This is a genomic window from Streptomyces sp. NPDC088553 (genome assembly GCF_044752965.1).
In the GTDB taxonomy this organism is placed as follows: domain Bacteria; phylum Actinomycetota; class Actinomycetes; order Streptomycetales; family Streptomycetaceae; genus Streptomyces.
This window is the reverse complement of sequence record NZ_JBIVMG010000005.1, coordinates 427610-444853: the sequence shown is the minus strand read 5'-3', so window position 1 is coordinate 444853 and position 17244 is coordinate 427610. Positions and strand designations below refer to the sequence as shown.

Genomic DNA, 17244 nt, shown 5'->3' with positions numbered 1-17244 from the left:
GCCGGGGACTCAGCGGTGAAACGCCGAGTCCCCGACCGAACTCCCGTCAGACCTCTTCGACGCTGCTCGGCTCGCGCCGGGACAGGTCGATGCCGAGCTCCTCCGCTGCGCGGAAGACGTCCTCGTCGGTGTCGCGCATCTCGATGGACATGCCGTCCGAGGACAGCACCTCCACGTTGAGGCACAGGGACTGCATCTCCTTGATGAGCACCTTGAAGGACTCGGGGATGCCGGGCTCAGGGATGTTCTCGCCCTTGACGATGGCCTCGTAGACCTTCACGCGGCCGGTCACGTCGTCGGACTTGATCGTCAGCAGCTCCTGGAGGGCGTAAGCGGCGCCGTACGCCTCCAGCGCCCACACCTCCATCTCACCGAAGCGCTGGCCACCGAACTGGGCCTTACCACCCAGCGGCTGCTGGGTGATCATCGAGTACGGGCCGGTCGACCGGGCGTGGAGCTTGTCGTCGACCAGGTGGTGGAGCTTGAGGATGTACATGTACCCGACCGAGATCGGGTCCGGGAACGGCTCGCCGGAGCGGCCGTCGAACAGCCTCGCCTTACCGGTCGGGAGCACCATGCGCTCTCCGTCGCGGTTCGGGATGGTGTGGTTCAGCAGACCCGCGAGCTCGTCCTCACGCGCACCGTCGAAGACCGGGGTGGCGACGTTGGTGCCGGGGGCGACCTTGTCGGCGCCGATCACCTGGAGGCGCTGCGCCCACTCGTCCGCGAGGCCGGAGACGTCCCAGCCGCGGCTGGCGAGCCAGCCGAGGTGGATCTCCAGGACCTGTCCCGGGTTCATTCGGGACGGGACACCCAGCGGGTTGAGGATGATGTCGACCGGGGTGCCGTCCTCCAGGAACGGCATGTCCTCGATCGGCAGGATCTTCGAGATGACGCCCTTGTTGCCGTGACGGCCGGCGAGCTTGTCACCGTCGGTGATCTTGCGCTTCTGGGCGACGTAGACGCGGACCAGCTGGTTCACGCCCGGGGGAAGCTCGTCGCCCTCCTCGCGGTCGAAGACGCGGACGCCGATGATCTTGCCGATCTCGCCGTGCGGCACCTTCAGCGAGGTGTCACGGACCTCACGGGCCTTCTCACCGAAGATCGCGCGGAGCAGGCGCTCCTCCGGGGTCAGCTCGGTCTCACCCTTGGGCGTGACCTTGCCGACGAGGATGTCGCCGGCGACGACCTCGGCACCGATACGGATGATGCCGCGCTCGTCGAGGTCGGCGAGGACCTCCTCGGAGACGTTCGGGATGTCCCGGGTGATCTCCTCCGGGCCGAGCTTGGTGTCACGGGCGTCGACCTCGTGCTCCTCGATGTGGATCGAGGAGAGGACGTCGTCCTGCACGAGGCGCTGCGACAGGATGATCGCGTCCTCGTAGTTGTGACCCTCCCACGGCATGAACGCCACGAGCAGGTTCTTGCCGAGCGCCATCTCGCCGTCTTCGGTGGCGGGACCGTCGGCGAGGACCTGGCCCTCGATCACGCGGTCGCCCTCGTCGACGACGACCTTCTGGTTGACCGAGGTGCCCTGGTTCGAGCGCGAGAACTTGTGCAGGCGGTACGTGATGTACGTGCCGTCGTCGTTGGCGACGGTGACGTAGTCCGCGGAGAGCTCCTGGACGACACCGTCCTTCTCGGCCTTGAGCACGTCGCCGGCGTCGGTGGCACAGCGGTACTCCATGCCGGTGCCGACGAGCGGGGCCTCCGACTTAATCAGCGGCACCGCCTGACGCATCATGTTCGCGCCCATGAGGGCACGGTTGGCGTCGTCGTGCTCGAGGAACGGGATCATGGCGGTCGCGACCGACACCATCTGGCGCGGCGAGACGTCCATGTAGTCCACGTCCGACGGCTCGACGTAGTCGACCTCGCCGCCACGCTTACGCACCAGGACACGGGGCTCGGTGAACTGCAGGTCGTCGTTGAGCGCGGCGTTGGCCTGCGCGATGACGAAGCGGTCCTCCTCGTCGGCGGTGACGTAGTCGACCTCGTCGGTGACCTGGCCGTCGACGACCTTGCGGTACGGCGTCTCGATGAAGCCGAACGCGTTGACGCGGCCGTACGAGGCGAGCGAACCGATCAGACCGATGTTCGGGCCTTCGGGGGTCTCGATCGGGCACATGCGTCCGTAGTGGGACGGGTGCACGTCTCGGACCTCGAAGCCGGCCCGCTCACGGGACAGACCACCAGGGCCCAGCGCCGAGAGACGACGCTTGTGCGTCAGACCCGACAGCGGGTTGTTCTGGTCCATGAACTGCGACAGCTGGCTGGTGCCGAAGAACTCCTTGATGGAGGCGACGACCGGCCGGATGTTGATCAGGGTCTGCGGCGTGATCGCCTCGACGTCCTGGGTGGTCATGCGCTCGCGCACGACGCGCTCCATACGAGCCAGACCCGTGCGGACCTGGTTCTGGATGAGCTCGCCGACGTTGCGCAGACGACGGTTGCCGAAGTGGTCGATGTCGTCGGTCTCGACGACGATCTCGTTGCCGTTCTCGCCGATCGTCTCGGTCTCGCCCGCGTGGAGCTTGACCAGGTACTTGATCGTGGCGATGACGTCATCGGTGGTGAGCACGCCGGCGTCCAGCGGCTCGTCGGCGCCGAGCTTCTTGTTCACCTTGTAGCGGCCGACCTTGGCGAGGTCGTAGCGCTTCGGGTTGAAGTAGAGGTTCTCGAGCAGCGTCTGAGCGGCCTCACGGGTCGGCGGCTCGCCCGGACGCAGCTTGCGGTAGATGTCGAGCAGCGCGTCGTCCTGGCCCTGGGTGTGGTCCTTCTCCAGGGTGGCGCGCATGGACTCGTACTCGCCGAACTCCTGCAGGATCTGCTCGGTGGTCCAGCCGAGAGCCTTGAGGAGGACGGTGACGGACTGCTTGCGCTTGCGGTCGATGCGGACACCGACCAGGTCGCGCTTGTCGATCTCCATCTCCAGCCAGGCACCCCGGGACGGGATGATCTTGGCCGAGAAGATGTCCTTGTCGGACGTCTTGTCGATGGAGGAGTCGAAGTAGACACCCGGCGAACGGACCAGCTGCGACACCACGACACGCTCGGTGCCGTTGATGACGAAGGTGCCCTTGTTCGTCATGAGCGGGAAGTCGCCCATGAAGACCGTCTGGGACTTGATCTCGCCGGTCTCGTTGTTGGTGAACTCGGCGGTGACGAAGAGCGGGGCGCCGTACGTGAAGTCACGGTCCTTGCACTCGTCGATCGAGTTCTTCGGCGGCTCGAAGCGGTGGTCGCGGAAGGTCAGCGACATCGACCCGGAGAAGTCCTCGATCGGCGAGATCTCCTCGAAGATCTCTTCCAGACCGGACTTCCTGGGGACGTCCTGTCCCGACTCAAGGGCAGCCTCGACGCGAGCCTTCCAGGCGGCGTTGCCGAGCAGCCAGTCAAAGCTCTCGGTCTGCAGCGCGAGGAGGTTCGGAACCTCGAGGGGCTCCTTGATCTTTGCAAAGGAGATGCGCAGCGGGGCGGTGCTTGCGCCGTTGTTCGTATTGGTCGAGGCGTTGCGCGAGGCGGCCAAGAGGGGGTCCTTCCGAGGGCTCGGACTCACTACGCGCGTACCGGTCCCCTGCATCGCTTCACGGCAGACTTTTCCTGATACGACCAAAGGGCCAGCTCAGAGAGGGTCGGTCCACGAAGCGGATGCGAAGGTATGCCCCTGGTGACGGGCAGGGGGCAGCTAACAGGCAGCGCAAAGGGTCAGTGTAGCCACTTGGCTCACTGATGTCCAGGGCGAATAATTCGCGACCCTCGTTGCTCTCAACTCCGCGGTACCTCGCGCCGTGTGGCGCACCTCGATACTGCCCGTTCAGTCGTCGATCCATGCCTCGGAAACGGATCGTTGTGACGACGCGTCCTGAGAATTGCGCGCTGCGTGCGGTTCGTCAAGGCCCCCCGGTCTGCGGGGCGCACGGCGAAGATCACCATACTCCGCCACCGAAGGCCCTCGGGCCCCCCGCCACGCCCTTCCCGGGAACGCCGAAAGGCGACCACCCAGAAGGGTGATCGCCTTTCGATGCCCCCGCGTTACACGGGGGCGGGAGTCAGCTTCAGCGACTCGAAACGGTCTTACTTGACCGTGACGGAGGCGCCGGCGGCCTTGAGGGACTCGGCAGCCTTCTCGGCGGCCTCCTTCGCGACCTTCTCGAGGACCGGCTTCGGGGTGCCGTCGACGAGGTCCTTGGCCTCCTTGAGGCCCAGGGAGGTGAGCTCGCGCACGACCTTGATGACCTGGATCTTCTTGTCGCCGGCACCCTCGAGGATGACGTCGAACTCGTCCTGCTCCTCGGCGGCCTCGGGGGCAGCGCCACCCACGGCGGGGCCGGCAACGGCGACGGCCGCGGCGGCGGTGACGTCGAACTTCTCCTCGAAGGCCTTCACGAACTCGGAGAGCTCGATGAGGGTCATCTCCTCGAACTGGGCGAGGAGGTCGTCCTGAGAGAGCTTCGCCATGATGGGCGATCCTTCCACTAATTCGGCAGGTGCCGGATGTATAGAGAGGCGGGCGTTACGGCCCGCTACGACCTGCGCCTAGGCGGCGCAGATCATGACGCGAGCCGAATTACTCGGCACCGCCCTGCTCGGCGAGCTTGACGCGAAGCGCCTCCGCGGTGCGGACGAACTTCGACGGCAGCGCCTGCAGGAGCGAGGCAGTCTGGGACTGCTTGCCCTTGAACGCGCCGGCCAGCTTGCTGAGCAGAACCTCGCGGGACTCGAGGTCCGCGAGCTTCTTGAACTCGTCGGCGGACAGCGCCTTGCCGTCAAGGACACCGCCCTTGATGACGAGGTTCGGGTTGTCCTTGGCGAAGTCACGCAGAGCCTTCGCCGACTCCACCGGGTCACCGGTGACGAAGGCGGCCGCGGTCGAACCAGCAAGCTGGTCGTCCAGCGCGGAGATGCCGGCCTGGTTGGCCGCAATCTTGGTCAGCGTGTTCTTCACCACGGCGTACTGGGCGTTCTCACCGAGCGAACGACGCAGCGTCTTCAGCTGCGCCACGGTGAGCCCCGTGTACGAGGTCAGCACGACGGCGTTCGAGCTGCGGAACTTGTCCTCAAGCTCGGCTACCGCGGCAGCCTTGTCGGGCCTTGCCATAGAGCGTCGGCCTCCTTCCGGGTGATGAGGACCGCTCAGAAGGCACTGCCACAACAAAAACGCCCCGGGCGCAGGCGCTCGGGGCTCAGCTCAACCGCATCACGAAGATCCGGGAACTCATCCACAATCACCTGCGCGGGTCGTTCGCGTCGCAGCGAATCCTTCGGCCACCGCACCTTGACGGCACAGTGACGACCAGCGGTCTTTGGCTTCCTCGGAAGAGTACGTGACCGACACGCCCGGGGGCAAATCAGCCCTGACCGCCCCCGGCCACGATCTTCTTCAGCAGTTCCATGAAGTCGAAGGTGTCCTCGGTGGGCGGGGCCTGGACGGCGGCGCCGGTGCCGTAGCCGGTGTAGTCCGTGGTCAGTTTCGTCAGCGTCTTGTCCGTCGTCGTCTCGACGATCATCCGTACCGGATAGCCGTCCGCGCCGATCCAGACCTCCACGTGCTTGCCCCCGGCGGGCTCGCCCTCGTAGGCCTGGGCCTTCACGTCGTCGTCCGTCACGGGGCCGATGTGCCGCACCGAAGGCGCTTCGGCGAGGAGCCCGAGTTCCTTCGCCGGGTCCTGGTTCACCGTGGACAGGCCGGCGGTGAGCTGTGTCAGCAGCTCGTCCTCCCTCGCGGCCTGCTCGGGGTCGATCCTCATCCAGCGCTTGCCACCCGTCTGCGCGGCCTGCGCGGCACCGACGTCCATGTAGGTGGTCCCGCCGGACGCGATCGCGCGCGTCTCCACGGGAGCGCCCGGGATGTCGGCCAGGTACGAGGAATCGGTGACCTTCAGGTCCGCGACCGACGGGCTCCATCCCTGGACCCCGGTGAACGTACTGCTGCCGGCCCCCTGGGTGCCGCTCACGACGAGGCGCATCTCGACCTTGGCGCTCTTGGCCTCCGCGGTCTTGCCGTACGCGGCCCGGACGGCCTTCGTGGCCTCCTCCCGGCTCTGCGCGGCCGGTGAGGCGGAGGACGCCCCCGGCTTCGTACCGCTGGCGCCGTCCTCGCAGCCCGAGGCGCCCGCCACGACCACCACGGCCGCCAGTGCGAAGGCCGCGCGCTTCCCTGCGGACCTGCCCATGCGTGTTCCACCCTTGATCGGCGTCGTGCGGTCCCCCGGACCGTAACAAAAAGCCGGCCCCGCACCTCCGAAGAGGCGCGGGGCCGGCTGACCACTCAGCGAACCGATGAGGTTCAGACCGCGGCCGGGTCCTCCTCGACGAGGAGGTTGCGGGTGCGGTTCGAGTCCAGCGGGATGCCGGGGCCCATCGTCGTCGTGATGGTCGCCTTCTTGATGTAGCGACCCTTCGCGGCGGACGGCTTCAGACGGAGGATCTCGTCCAGGGCCGCGGCGTAGTTCTCGACCAGCTTCGTGTCATCGAAGGAGACCTTGCCGATGATGAAGTGCAGGTTCGAGTGCTTGTCGACGCGGAACTCGATCTTGCCGCCCTTGATGTCGTTGACAGCCTTGGCGACATCGGGGGTGACGGTGCCGACCTTGGGGTTCGGCATGAGACCACGCGGGCCGAGGACGCGGCCGAGGCGGCCGACCTTGCCCATGAGGTCCGGGGTGGCCACAACGGCGTCGAACTCGTTCAGGCGGTTGCCCTTGGAGATCTCGTCGATGAGCTCGTCGGAGCCGACGATGTCGGCGCCCGCGGCGATCGCGGCCTCGGCACGGTCACCGGTCGCGAAGACCAGGACCCGGGCGGTCTTGCCGGTGCCGTGCGGAAGGTTCACGGTGCCACGGACCATCTGGTCGGCCTTGCGCGGGTCGACGCCCAGGCGGAAGGCGACCTCGACGGTGCCGTCGAACTTGGTGCTGGAGGTCTCCTTGGCGAGACGGACGGCCTCGAGAGGAGCGTAGAGCTTCTCGCTGTCGATCTTGGCGTCCGCTGCGCGGAGGGTCTTGCTGCGCTTCACTGCTTCTCCTGTTGGTTCAGGTGTGGAGTCGTGGTGCGGGCCGGCGCTGGCCCTACCACTGGGTCACGAGGGGGCTGATCAGCCCTCGACCGTGATGCCCATGGAACGGGCGGTGCCAGCGATGATCTTGGACGCGGCGTCCAGGTCGTTGGCGTTCAGGTCGGGGAGCTTGACCGTGGCGATCTCGCGCACCTGGGCAGCCGTGAGCTTGGCGACCTTGGTCTTGTGCGGCTCGCCGGAGCCCTTGTCCACACCAGCGGCCTTGAGGATCAGCTTGGCGGCCGGCGGAGTCTTGGTGATGAAGGTGAAGGAGCGGTCTTCGTAGACCGTGATCTCCACCGGCACGACCATGCCACGCTGCGACTCGGTCGCGGCGTTGTAGGCCTTGCAGAACTCCATGATGTTGACGCCGTGCTGGCCCAGCGCGGGACCGACCGGCGGGGCCGGGTTGGCCGCACCAGCGTTGATCTGGAGCTTGATAAGCCCCGTGACCTTCTTCTTCTTGGGAGGCATTGCTCTCTCCGGGTCCTAGTGAGAGTGTTCAGCCCGCCATCCGGTCATCCGGATGGAGGCATACCGCACAACGATAACGGGTATAGACGCGCGGCCAAAAACCGAGCAGGTCAGAGCGGCTGTGACAGCCACTCTGACCTGGTCGGAAACTTGTGAGATCAGTTCTTCTGGATCTGGTCGAAGCTGAGCTCGACCGGGGTCTCGCGACCGAAGATCTCGACGAGGCCCTTGACCTTCTTCGAGTCGGGGTTGATCTCGTTGATCGTCGCCTGGAGGGTGGCGAAGGGGCCGTCGGTGACGGTGACCGAGTCGCCGACCTCGAAGTCCAGCACCTGGACCTCCAGCTTGCGGGCCGGAGCCGGCTTGCCCTCGGCCTCGGCGGCCTCGCGGGCGGCCTTCTCCTCGGCCTCCGGGGCGAGCATCTTGACGATCTCGTCCAGGGTCAGCGGGTACGGGTCGTAGGCGTTGCCCACGAAGCCGGTGACGCCGGGGGTGTTGCGGACGACGCCCCAGGACTCGTTCGTCAGGTCCATGCGGACGAGAACGTACCCGGGAAGCTTGTTCTGCTTGACGTTCTTCCGCTCGCCGCCCTTGATCTGGACGATCTCTTCCTCGGGGACCTCGGCCTGGTAGATGAAGTCCTCGACGTTGAGCGAGACGGCACGCTGCTCGAGGTTGGCCTTCACGCGCTTCTCGTAGCCCGCGTAGGTGTGGATGACGTACCACTCGCCGGGCAGGGTGCGCAGCTCCTCGCGGAGCGCGGCGACCGGGTCGACCGGGGCGGCCGGCTCGGCCTCCTCCTCGGCGTCCTCGACCTCGTCGGCGACGGACTCGTCGTCCTCGTCACCCTCGGCGTCGGCGTCCTCGTCGGTCTCCGCCTCGTCCTCGTCCTCGTCCTCGACGTGGAGAGCGGCTTCCTCGGCGGCCTCGCCGGCAACGTCGTCAGCAGCGTCTGCCTGGTCCTCGTCGGCGGCCTCGACGATGTCCAGCTCGTCCTCGACGGACTCGGACTCGAAGGCGTCGTTCAGGTTCGCGTCAGACACGGTGGCTGCTTCTTCCTGCGATACAGATGGGGTGGAACAAAAAGTCAGCCGAAGACGTACTTGACTGCTTCCTGGAAGCCATAGTCAATCACGGTGACAAGGCCGATCATGATGACGACGAAGACAATCACCACGGTGGTGTACGTCGAGAGCTGGCTGCGCGTGGGCCAGACGACCTTGCGGAGTTCCGCGACGATCTGGCGGTAGAAGAGCGCGAGACGGCCCAGGGGGCCCTTCTTTCCGCGCTTCCCGCCCTTGCGGGACTTCTTCTTCGACTCTGCGGCCTCGTCATCGGCATCAGGCATGTCGATGGAGCCTACGGCGTCCGTCACGATCTCTCACCTGATTCCGGGTCGGCCGTGCCGCGCCCGGGTGGAGCCGCACGGCGGTGCAATGAAGTACGTACATGCGCACAACACCTGGCGGTGTGTGTAGCAGGGCCGGAGGGACTTGAACCCCCAACCGCCGGTTTTGGAGACCGGTGCTCTACCAATTGAGCTACGACCCTTTGCTGGTGCCCCTCAACGTACCGCATCGTGAGATGCGGTCGGTGCGGGCCAACGAGGAGTGAGCATACGTGGTCAGGGGCCCCCGCGTCGAACAGAAACCACGACCGACCTGCCGTCGGACGCGCGTACGACCGGGAATGACCGTTCCTGTCCGGTCCGTGAAACCTGTGTGCCGGGCCTTGATGAGGTCTGGGACGATGGGCCGTATGAGCGCTGCTACCCCTCCCACCGAGCGTCGGGTCTCCGCCCGGATCGGTGCGATCTCCGAGTCCGCCACCCTCGCCGTCGACGCCAAGGCCAAGGCCCTCAAGGCCGCCGGGCGCCCGGTGATCGGTTTCGGCGCGGGTGAGCCCGACTTCCCGACCCCGGACTACATCGTCGACGCGGCCGTCGAGGCCTGCAAGAACCCGAAGTACCACCGCTACACGCCGGCCGGCGGTCTGCCGGAGCTGAAGGCCGCCATCGCCGCCAAGACGCTGCGCGACTCCGGCTACGAGGTCGACGCCTCCCAGGTCCTGGTGACCAACGGCGGCAAGCAGGCGATCTACGAGGCGTTCGCCGCGATCCTCGACCCGGGCGACGAGGTCATCGTCCCGGCGCCGTACTGGACGACGTACCCGGAGTCGATCCGCCTCGCGGGCGGTGTCCCGGTGGAGGTCGTGGCCGACGAGACCACCGGCTACCGGGTCTCGGTGGAGCAGCTGGAGGCGGCCCGCACGGAGAAGACCAAGGTCGTCCTCTTCGTCTCGCCGTCGAACCCGACCGGCGCCGTCTACAGCGAGGCCGAGACCGAGGCGATCGGCCGCTGGGCCGTCGAGCACGGTCTGTGGGTCCTCACGGACGAGATCTACGAGCACCTGGTGTACGGCGGCGCCTCCGCCGTCTCCCTGCCGTCCGTCATGCCGGAGCTGCGCGACAAGTGCATCGTGGTCAACGGCGTCGCCAAGACGTACGCGATGACCGGCTGGCGCGTGGGGTGGATCATCGGCCCGAAGGACGTCGTCAAGGCCGCGACGAACCTGCAGTCGCACGCCACGTCCAACGTGAGCAACGTGGCGCAGATCGCCGCCCTCGCCGCCGTCTCGGGCAACCTGGACGCCGTCGCGGAGATGGGGCGCGCCTTCGACCGCCGCCGCCAGACCATCGTGCGGATGCTCAACGAGATCGAAGGCGTCCTGTGCCCGACCCCGGAGGGCGCCTTCTACGTGTACCCCTCGGTGAAGGCCCTGCTCGGCAAGGAGATCCGCGGCAAGCGCCCGCAGACCTCCGTCGAGCTGGCCGCCCTGATCCTGGACGAGGCCGAGGTCGCGGTCGTCCCCGGCGAGGCCTTCGGCACGCCGGGCTACCTGCGCCTGTCGTACGCGCTGGGTGACGACGACCTGGTGGAGGGCGTGTCCCGGCTGCAGAAGCTCCTCGCCGAGGCGACGGGCTGAGCGGGACCAGCCGGTAACGTTCCTGGGTGATGGCGGGCCCCCGGTTCTTCGGAGCCGGGGGCCCGTTTTTCCGTTCTAGCAAGGTCCCGATCGGGGAAACGGGGTGTCTTCGTCCATTCGGGTGCGGCAGTATCAGCCGATGGAGCACGTTTACCGCGACCTCACCCAGCTGCCCAAGGCCCATCTGCACCTGCACTTCACCGGTTCGATGCGGCCCACCACCCTGATCGAGCTGGCCGACAAGTACGGCGTGCACCTTCCCGAGGCGCTGAGCGGTGGTACGCCTCCGAAGCTGCGGGCGACCGACGAGCGCGGCTGGTTCCGCTTCCAGCGGCTGTACGACATCGCCCGCTCCTGCCTGCGCGCCCCCGAGGACATCCAGCGGCTCGTCCGCGAGGCGGCCCAGGAGGACGTCCGGGACGGCTCGGGCTGGCTGGAGATCCAGGTCGACCCCACCTCGTACGCCCCGCACCTGGGCGGACTCATCCCGGCCCTGGAGATCATCCTCGACGCGGTCGACGCGGCCTCGCGGGAGACCGGCCTCGGGATGCGGGTGCTCGTCGCGGCGAACCGGATGAAGCACCCGCTGGAGGCGCGGACGCTCGCCCGGCTCGCGGTGCGGTTCGCGGACCGGGGCGTCGTCGGCTTCGGGCTCTCCAACGACGAGCGGCGCGGCCTGGCGCGGGACTTCGACCGGGCCTTCGCCATCGCGCGCGACGGCGGTCTGCTCGCGGCCCCGCACGGCGGCGAACTGACGGGTCCGGCGTCCGTACGGGACTGCCTGGACGATCTGCGGGCGTCCCGGGTCGGCCACGGAGTCCGGTCCGCCGAGGACCCGCGGCTGCTGCGCAAGCTCGCGGAGCGCGGGGTGACCTGCGAGGTCTGCCCGGCGTCCAACGTGGCCCTCGGGGTGTACGAGAAGCACGAGGACGTCCCGCTGCGGACGCTCTTCGACGCGGGGGTGCCGATGGCCCTCGGCGCGGACGACCCGCTGCTCTTCGGCTCCCGCCTGGCGGCGCAGTACGAGATCGCCCGCAGGCACCACGGCTTCACGGACCCGGAACTGGCGGAACTGGCCCGGCAGTCGGTCCGCGGCTCGGCGGCTCCGGAGGACATCAGGCAGAAGCTGCTGTCCGGGATCGACGACTGGCTGGCCGCCTGATGGAGGAGGGTGCGACATGAAGCTCACGGTCTTCGGCGCGACCGGCGGCATCGGCCGCGAGATCGTGGCCCAGGCGCTGGCCTCCGGCCACGAGGTGACCGCGGTCGTCCGGGACGCGGCGCGGCTCACGGCTTCCGGCGCGCGGCTCACGGTGCTCCGCTCCGACCTCTCCGACCCGGAGCGCCTGCGCGGGGCTCTCAAGGGCCGGGACGCGGTGCTGTCGGGCCTCGGGGCCCGGTCACGCGCGGACGCGGGTGTGGCCGCCCGGCTGACCCGTTCGGTGCTCACGGCCATGGAGGCGGAGAAGGTCCGCCGGCTCCTGGTGGTGAGCGCGGCCCCGCTCGGCCCGGTCCCGGACGGTCAGGGCTTCCTGGACAGGGCCGTCCTCGCGGTGGTCGAGAACGTCCTGAAGGACGTCTACGCCGATCTGCGGGTCATGGAGTCGGACCTCGCCGCGAGCAGCACGGACTGGACCTCGGTTCGGCCGCCCCGGCTGACGGACAAGCAGGGCACCGGCCGCTACCGCACGGTCGTCGGCGGCACCCCGTCGCGGGGCCGCTCCCTGTCCCGCGCGGACGTGGCGCACGCGATGCTGGCGATGATCGACGACCCGGCCACGGTCCGGCAGGGCGTGGGAGTCGCGTACTAGTTCGCGTACCAGGCCGCGTACCGGACGCCCTACAGGGCTACGCCGACCGTCACGGGCTCGTTGACCAGCGTGATGCCGAACGCCTCGTGGACCCCGGCGACGACCTCACGGGCCAGCGCGAGCAGGTCCTCGGTGGTCGCCTCGCCCCGGTTGGTCAGCGCGAGCGTGTGCTTGGTGGAGATCCGCGCGGGCCCGGAGCCGTATCCCTTGGTGAACCCGGCCTTGTCGATCAGCCAGGCGGCGGAGGTCTTCACGGCGCCGTCCTCGCCCGCGGGGAAGGCCGGCGGGGTGACGTCCGCGCCGAGGCGCCCTGCCACGCGCGTGAGGAAGGTCTCGTACTCCCCCGCCGTGAGGATCGGGTTGGTGAAGAAGGAGCCGGCGGACCAGGTGTCGTGGTCCGCGGGGTCCAGGACCATGCCCTTGCCGGCGCGCAGCCGCAGGACGGTCTCGCGGGCCTGGGCGAGCGGCACCCGGTCGCCCGCCCCGACGCCGAGGGCGCGGGCGGTCTCGGCGTACTTGATCGGCGCGGACAGGCCGTCCGCGTCCTCCAGCTCGAAGCGGACCCGGAGCACCACGTACCGCTCGGGGTGCTCCTTGAAGAGGCTGTGGCGGTACGAGAAGGCGCACTCGGCGTTGGTGAGGGTGACGGTCTCCTCGGCGCGCCGGTCGTAGGCGACGACCTCGGTCACGGTGGCGGAGACGTCCTGCCCGTACGCGCCGACGTTCTGGATCGGGGTCGCGCCGGCCGAGCCGGGGATGCCGGCCAGGCACTCGATCCCGGCGAGCCCGGCCTCGACGGTGCGGGCGACGGCGTCGGTCCAGACCTCGCCGGCGGCGAGCTCCAGCGTGGTCCCGTCGAGGGCGAAGCCCTCGGTCGCGATCCGCAGGGCGGTGCCGTCGAAGCCCTTGTCGCCGATGACGAGGTTGGAACCGCCGCCGATGATCAGCAGCGGCGTCCCCGTGTCGTCGGCCTCGCGTACGGCCGCGACCACCTCGTCGTCCGTGGTGGCGGTGACGAGCCGGGCCGCGGGACCGCCGAGCCGGAAGGTGGTCAGGGGCGCGAGGGGGGCGTCGAGAAGAGGCTGCACGGGCTCAAGAGTACGGGGCCGTCCTGATGGGGAGACGTTTCGTCTCCCCATCAGGACGGCGCGGGGCCCGCTCACACGGCGACCAGGTCCTTCTCCCCGGCCTCCGCCTCGGCCGCCGCCTCGGCCTTCCGTCGGGCCTCCTGGCGCCGCGACGGCGCGAACAGCACCGCCACCGCGCCGAGGGCCACCGCCCCCGCGCCGACCCACAGCGCGGGCAGCAGGCCGTCGACGAAGCTCTGGCCGGACTCGTAGCCGCCCTGGGCGGCGAAGATCGAGGCCATCACGGCGACGCCGAGCGCGCCGCCGACCTCGCGGAGCGCGTTGTTGGCGCCGGAGGCGATGCCCTGCTCGGACGGGCGGACGCTGGACATCACGAGGTTGGCGGCCGGTGCGAAGTACAGCGCCATGCCGATGCCGCTCACGACGAGGGCGGGGAGCTGGGCGGCGTACGAGGCGTCGGGGGTCAGGACGAGCGCGAACCAGGCGAGGCCGACCGCCTGGAGGGCGAGGCCGGCGGCGACGACCGGGCGGCCGCCGACGCGGTCGGAGAGGGCGCCCGCGAGGGGCGCGACGATCATCGGCATGCCGGTCCAGGGCAGCATCCGCAGCCCGGCCTCGGTGGGCGAGTAGCCGAGGACGCCCTGCATGTACTGGCTGAGCAGGAAGATCGAGCCGAACATGCCGAGGAACATCAGCAGGCTGGCCGCGTTGATCCCGGCGAAGGCGCGGTTGCGGAAGAGCCGCATGGGCAGCATGGGTGCCTTGGCGCGTATGCCGTGGCGGATGAAGCCGCCGATGAGCACGGTGCCGGCGATGAGCCCGGTGAGGACGGTCAGGGAGGTCCAGCCGTCGATCGGGCCGCGGATCAGCGCGTACACGATGCCGAAGAGGCCGCCGCTGGCGAGGAGTGTGCCGGTGATGTCGAGCGGGGCGCCGGTGCCGTGCGACTCGGCGAGGCGCAGCCGGGCGAGCGGCAGCAGGGCGAGGCCGAGCGGGACGTTCAGCCAGAAGATCCACTGCCAGGAGAGGTGCTCGGTGAGGACGCCGCCGATGAGGGGGCCCGAGGCGACGGCGAGTCCCTGGACGGCGCCCCAGATGCCGAAGGCGGTGCCGCGCTTGGCGGCCGGGACGGCCGCGGTGAGCAGGGTGAGGGTGAGCGGCATCATGATCGCGGCGCCGACGCCCTGGACGGCGCGGGCGGCGATCAGGGCGTCGATGCCGGGGGCGAGGGCGGCCGCGGCGGAGGCGCCGGTGAAGACGGTGAGTCCGACGATGAAGAGGCGGCGGCGCCCGAAGCGGTCGCCGAGGGCGGCGCCGAACATGAGGAGGACGGCGAACGTGAGGGTGTACGCGCTCACCGTCCATTCGAGGTCGTGCAGTGCTCCGCCGAGGTCCTCGCGGATCGAGGGGAGGGCGGTGGTGACGACGAGGTTGTCGAGGGCCGCCATGAAGCCCGCGGCGCTGGTGATGACGAGTGCCCAGGCGGCGGAACCGCGGCGGGCTGCTGGCTGGTTCATTACTGCCCCTCAGATCTCAGGTTAGTTATTACTGACTAACTTTCACGGTCATGAAAATGCCGGTGGGCGTGGTGGTGGCGCTGCTACTTCTCCAGGCGGCCGAGGCGGCGGGCCGAGGGGTAGAACCCCTCCCAGACCCGGTGCTCGGGCGGAAAACCCATGGCGACGAGGGTGTTGATGAGCATCCCGTACGCCAGGAAGGTCGTGGTCTCGTCGGCGTCCGCGCCGAGCGCGAGGTGGACGGTCTCCCAGAGCTCCGTCCAGCCGGCCCGCACGGCCTCGCCGAACTCGTGGTCGCCGGCCGCCTCGGCGGCGGCGACGGTCACGTACACCTGCATCTGCATCAGGAGCCGGTCGGGATCCTCGGCGATGATCCTGGTGTACGCGTTGGCCATGGCATGCAGGGCCTCCTCGCCCGACAACCCCTCCGAGGCCTCCTCGAAGACACGGACGGTGTCGCTGATACAGCGCTCGGAGGCGGCCAGGAAGATGGCCTTCTTGCCGGGGAAGAGCCGGAAGAGGTACGGCTGCGAGACGCCGACGCGCTTGGCGATCGCCTCGGTGGACGTGCCGTAGTACCCGCCGCGGCTGAACTCTGTCATCGCGGCCCGGATCACGCTCTCGCGCCGCTCTTCCGCACTCATCCTGGCCATGGAAATAAGTTAGTACTCAATCACTAACTTGGTCAAGGGCGAGCCGGGGCGGCTGCTTCCCGCAGCCGCCCCTGGTCCCTACGCGAGCCGGACCACGGCCCGGGACATGCCCAGGACCTTCTGGCCCGCACACATCGCGGTCAGGTCGACCCGCACCCGCTGGTCGTCCAGCTTCGCGGCGACCTTGGCGCTGACCTCGACCAGCGCACCGGTCCCGTCGTTGGGGACGACGACGAGCTTGGTGAAGCGGACGCCGTACTCGACGACGGCGGCGGGGTCACCGGCCCAGTCGGTGACGACGCGGATCGCCTCGGCCATGGTGAACATGCCGTGGGCGATGACGTCGGGAAGGCCCACCTCCACCGCGAACTTCTCGTTCCAGTGGATGGGGTTGAAGTCCCCGGAGGCGCCGGCGTACCGGACGAGTGTGGCGCGGGTCACGGGAAAGGTCTGCGCGGGCAGCTCGGTGCCGACCTCGACCTCGTCGTAGGCGATCTTCGCGGTCATGGTCAGGCCCCCTCGGGTGCGCGGGAGACGAGCTTCGTCCAGGCGGTCACGACGTGCTCGCCGGACTCGTCGTGGACCTCGCCGCGGATGTCCAGGATGTCGTTGCCCGCGAGGGACTTGATCGCCTCGATGGTGGAGGTGACCGAGAGCCGGTCACCGGCGTGCACCGGCCGCGTGTAGACGAACTTCTGGTCGCCGTGGACGACCCGGCTGTAGTCCAGACCCAGCTGGGGGTCCTCGATGACCGCGCCGGCCGCCTTGAATGTGATGGCGAACACGAACGTCGGCGGAGCGATCACATCGGGGTGCCCGAGCTCCTTGGCCGCTTCCTGGTCGGCGTAGGCGGGATTCGCGTCCCCGATCGCCTCGGCGAACTCGCGGATCTTCTCGCGGCCGACCTCGTAGGGCGGGGTGGGCGGATAGGTCCGGCCCACGAAGGACTGGTCGAGCGCCATGGACTCGATACCTCCTGGATCTGTTGCCGACAAACGACACGAGGCCGCCCCCGAGTGGGGACGGCCTCGTGTGCGAGCCTGATTAGCGCGTCTCGCGGTGTGCAGTGTGCGAGTTGCAGCGGGGGCAGTGCTTCTTCATCTCAAGACGGTCCGGGTTGTTACGCCGGTTCTTCTTGGTGATGTAGTTCCGCTCCTTGCACTCCACGCAGGCCAGCGTGATCTTCGGGCGGACGTCGGTGGCAGCCACGTGAGTGCTCCTTGGACGGATGGGACGGATGAACGCATAAAAGAGTAGCCGATCGAAGGACCGACCCCACAATCGGCTACCGTGTGTAGCGGTGACCGGACTTGAACCGGTGACACAGCGATTATGAGCCGCTTGCTCTACCGACTGAGCTACACCGCTTTGATGATCCGGATCCCGCCCTAAGGCGGGTCCTTCTCACCAGAGCCCCAATACGGAATCGAACCGTAGACCTTCTCCTTACCATGGAGACGCTCTACCGACTGAGCTATTGGGGCGAGCGAGGAAGACATTACACGGTCTCCGGCCCATCACCCAAATCCGTTTCGCGGCGCCCTCGCGACGGTCCTCACCAGGAGTCCCGTACGCCACTCGTGGCCTCATCGGTACGACTATTGCGCTCCTCCTCGAAGCTCGGTCCGAGCGCCCCTAGGCTCTGCCCCACGCTTCGTG

At 68.5% G+C, this 17244-nt stretch carries 17 protein-coding genes and 3 tRNA genes; 3 read left to right on the top strand and 17 right to left on the bottom strand.

Annotation, left to right across the window (positions count from 1 at the left end; genetic code table 11):
* Positions 1 to 46 precede the first annotated feature (46 nt).
* The 9 genes from rpoB to ACIP8Z_RS18770 form a co-directional block, all read right to left on the bottom strand.
* Positions 47 to 3529: a DNA-directed RNA polymerase subunit beta gene (gene rpoB, locus ACIP8Z_RS18810; protein WP_030318711.1), complete on the bottom strand. Its 3483-nt coding sequence runs from the start codon at positions 3527 to 3529 to the stop codon at positions 47 to 49.
* 548 nt (positions 3530 to 4077) lie between these two features.
* Positions 4078 to 4461, bottom strand: coding sequence for a 50S ribosomal protein L7/L12 (gene rplL, locus ACIP8Z_RS18805; protein WP_033202007.1), 384 nt, complete (start codon positions 4459 to 4461; stop codon positions 4078 to 4080).
* 109 nt (positions 4462 to 4570) lie between these two features.
* Positions 4571 to 5101, bottom strand: a complete 531-nt coding sequence (gene rplJ / locus ACIP8Z_RS18800) for a 50S ribosomal protein L10 (protein ID WP_319310705.1) — start codon at positions 5099 to 5101, stop codon at positions 4571 to 4573.
* A 250-nt stretch (positions 5102 to 5351) separates the two neighbouring features.
* Positions 5352 to 6176: a hypothetical protein gene (locus tag ACIP8Z_RS18795; protein WP_402084704.1), complete on the bottom strand. Its 825-nt coding sequence runs from the start codon at positions 6174 to 6176 to the stop codon at positions 5352 to 5354.
* Between the two features lie 113 nt (positions 6177 to 6289).
* Positions 6290 to 7018, bottom strand: a complete 729-nt coding sequence (gene rplA, locus ACIP8Z_RS18790; protein WP_319310707.1) for a 50S ribosomal protein L1 — start codon at positions 7016 to 7018, stop codon at positions 6290 to 6292.
* A 78-nt stretch (positions 7019 to 7096) separates the two neighbouring features.
* Positions 7097 to 7531 carry a 50S ribosomal protein L11 gene (gene rplK / locus ACIP8Z_RS18785; protein WP_030318720.1) on the bottom strand — a complete coding sequence of 145 codons (435 nt, stop codon included), beginning with the start codon at positions 7529 to 7531 and terminating at the stop codon, positions 7097 to 7099.
* Positions 7532 to 7689: 158 nt separating this feature from the next.
* Positions 7690 to 8574, bottom strand: coding sequence for a transcription termination/antitermination protein NusG (gene nusG / locus ACIP8Z_RS18780; RefSeq protein WP_402084701.1), 885 nt, complete (start codon positions 8572 to 8574; stop codon positions 7690 to 7692).
* A gap of 44 nt (positions 8575 to 8618) precedes the next feature.
* The gene (gene secE / locus ACIP8Z_RS18775; RefSeq protein WP_015035534.1) at positions 8619 to 8906 is read right to left on the bottom strand and encodes a preprotein translocase subunit SecE; all 288 of its coding nucleotides are present in this window, start codon (positions 8904 to 8906) and stop codon (positions 8619 to 8621) included.
* Positions 8907 to 9009: 103 nt separating this feature from the next.
* Positions 9010 to 9082 (bottom strand) — tRNA-Trp (locus ACIP8Z_RS18770).
* A 207-nt stretch (positions 9083 to 9289) separates the two neighbouring features.
* On the opposite strand from ACIP8Z_RS18770, the gene ACIP8Z_RS18765 reads away from it, so the two are divergent.
* The 3 genes from ACIP8Z_RS18765 (at position 9290) to ACIP8Z_RS18755 (ending at position 12327) form a co-directional block, all read left to right on the top strand.
* Complete coding sequence (locus ACIP8Z_RS18765) at positions 9290 to 10516, top strand: pyridoxal phosphate-dependent aminotransferase (protein ID WP_402084698.1); 1227 nt, start codon at positions 9290 to 9292, stop codon at positions 10514 to 10516.
* A 139-nt stretch (positions 10517 to 10655) separates the two neighbouring features.
* On the top strand, positions 10656 to 11678 hold the full coding sequence (locus ACIP8Z_RS18760) for an adenosine deaminase (protein WP_402084695.1): 1023 nt from the start codon (positions 10656 to 10658) through the stop codon (positions 11676 to 11678).
* Positions 11679 to 11694: 16 nt separating this feature from the next.
* Complete coding sequence (locus ACIP8Z_RS18755) at positions 11695 to 12327, top strand: NAD(P)-dependent oxidoreductase (RefSeq protein ID WP_402084692.1); 633 nt, start codon at positions 11695 to 11697, stop codon at positions 12325 to 12327.
* A 29-nt stretch (positions 12328 to 12356) separates the two neighbouring features.
* On the opposite strand, the gene ACIP8Z_RS18750 is transcribed toward ACIP8Z_RS18755, so the two are convergent.
* The 8 genes from ACIP8Z_RS18750 to ACIP8Z_RS18715 form a co-directional block, all read right to left on the bottom strand.
* Positions 12357 to 13466, bottom strand: coding sequence for a UDP-N-acetylmuramate dehydrogenase (locus tag ACIP8Z_RS18750; RefSeq protein WP_402085309.1), 1110 nt, complete (start codon positions 13464 to 13466; stop codon positions 12357 to 12359).
* A gap of 20 nt (positions 13467 to 13486) precedes the next feature.
* Positions 13487 to 14932, bottom strand: coding sequence for an MFS transporter (locus tag ACIP8Z_RS18745; RefSeq protein ID WP_402084690.1), 1446 nt, complete (start codon positions 14930 to 14932; stop codon positions 13487 to 13489).
* An 83-nt stretch (positions 14933 to 15015) separates the two neighbouring features.
* Positions 15016 to 15585 carry a TetR/AcrR family transcriptional regulator gene (locus tag ACIP8Z_RS18740; RefSeq protein ID WP_402084688.1) on the bottom strand — a complete coding sequence of 190 codons (570 nt, stop codon included), beginning with the start codon at positions 15583 to 15585 and terminating at the stop codon, positions 15016 to 15018.
* Between the two features lie 78 nt (positions 15586 to 15663).
* Positions 15664 to 16092, bottom strand: coding sequence for a MaoC family dehydratase (locus ACIP8Z_RS18735; RefSeq protein ID WP_402084686.1), 429 nt, complete (start codon positions 16090 to 16092; stop codon positions 15664 to 15666).
* A gap of 2 nt (positions 16093 to 16094) precedes the next feature.
* On the bottom strand, positions 16095 to 16547 hold the full coding sequence (locus ACIP8Z_RS18730) for a MaoC family dehydratase N-terminal domain-containing protein (protein WP_402084683.1): 453 nt from the start codon (positions 16545 to 16547) through the stop codon (positions 16095 to 16097).
* Positions 16548 to 16629: 82 nt separating this feature from the next.
* On the bottom strand, positions 16630 to 16794 hold the full coding sequence (gene rpmG, locus ACIP8Z_RS18725; protein ID WP_003956487.1) for a 50S ribosomal protein L33: 165 nt from the start codon (positions 16792 to 16794) through the stop codon (positions 16630 to 16632).
* A gap of 86 nt (positions 16795 to 16880) precedes the next feature.
* Positions 16881 to 16953 (bottom strand) — tRNA-Met (locus tag ACIP8Z_RS18720).
* 43 nt (positions 16954 to 16996) lie between these two features.
* A tRNA-Thr gene (locus tag ACIP8Z_RS18715) sits at positions 16997 to 17069 on the bottom strand.
* Positions 17070 to 17244: the final 175 nt, after the last annotated feature.

Bases quoted from the DNA above. Each gene is read 5' to 3' on its own strand.
- rplL (WP_033202007.1), bottom strand. From the start codon at position 4,461: ATGGCGAAGCTCTCTCAGGACGACCTCCTCGCCCAGTTCGAGGAGATG.
- rplJ (WP_319310705.1), bottom strand. From the start codon at position 5,101: ATGGCAAGGCCCGACAAGGCTGCCGCGGTAGCCGAGCTTGAGGACAAG.
- ACIP8Z_RS18795 (WP_402084704.1), bottom strand. From the start codon at position 6,176: ATGGGCAGGTCCGCAGGGAAGCGCGCGGCCTTCGCACTGGCGGCCGTG.
- rplK (WP_030318720.1), bottom strand. From the start codon at position 7,531: ATGCCTCCCAAGAAGAAGAAGGTCACGGGGCTTATCAAGCTCCAGATC.
- ACIP8Z_RS18765 (WP_402084698.1), top strand. From the start codon at position 9,290: ATGAGCGCTGCTACCCCTCCCACCGAGCGTCGGGTCTCCGCCCGGATC.
- ACIP8Z_RS18760 (WP_402084695.1), top strand. From the start codon at position 10,656: ATGGAGCACGTTTACCGCGACCTCACCCAGCTGCCCAAGGCCCATCTG.
- ACIP8Z_RS18755 (WP_402084692.1), top strand. From the start codon at position 11,695: ATGAAGCTCACGGTCTTCGGCGCGACCGGCGGCATCGGCCGCGAGATC.
- ACIP8Z_RS18750 (WP_402085309.1), bottom strand. From the start codon at position 13,466: ATGGGGAGACGAAACGTCTCCCCATCAGGACGGCCCCGTACTCTTGAG.
- ACIP8Z_RS18745 (WP_402084690.1), bottom strand. From the start codon at position 14,932: ATGAACCAGCCAGCAGCCCGCCGCGGTTCCGCCGCCTGGGCACTCGTC.
- ACIP8Z_RS18740 (WP_402084688.1), bottom strand. From the start codon at position 15,585: ATGGCCAGGATGAGTGCGGAAGAGCGGCGCGAGAGCGTGATCCGGGCC.
- ACIP8Z_RS18735 (WP_402084686.1), bottom strand. From the start codon at position 16,092: ATGACCGCGAAGATCGCCTACGACGAGGTCGAGGTCGGCACCGAGCTG.
- ACIP8Z_RS18730 (WP_402084683.1), bottom strand. From the start codon at position 16,547: ATGGCGCTCGACCAGTCCTTCGTGGGCCGGACCTATCCGCCCACCCCG.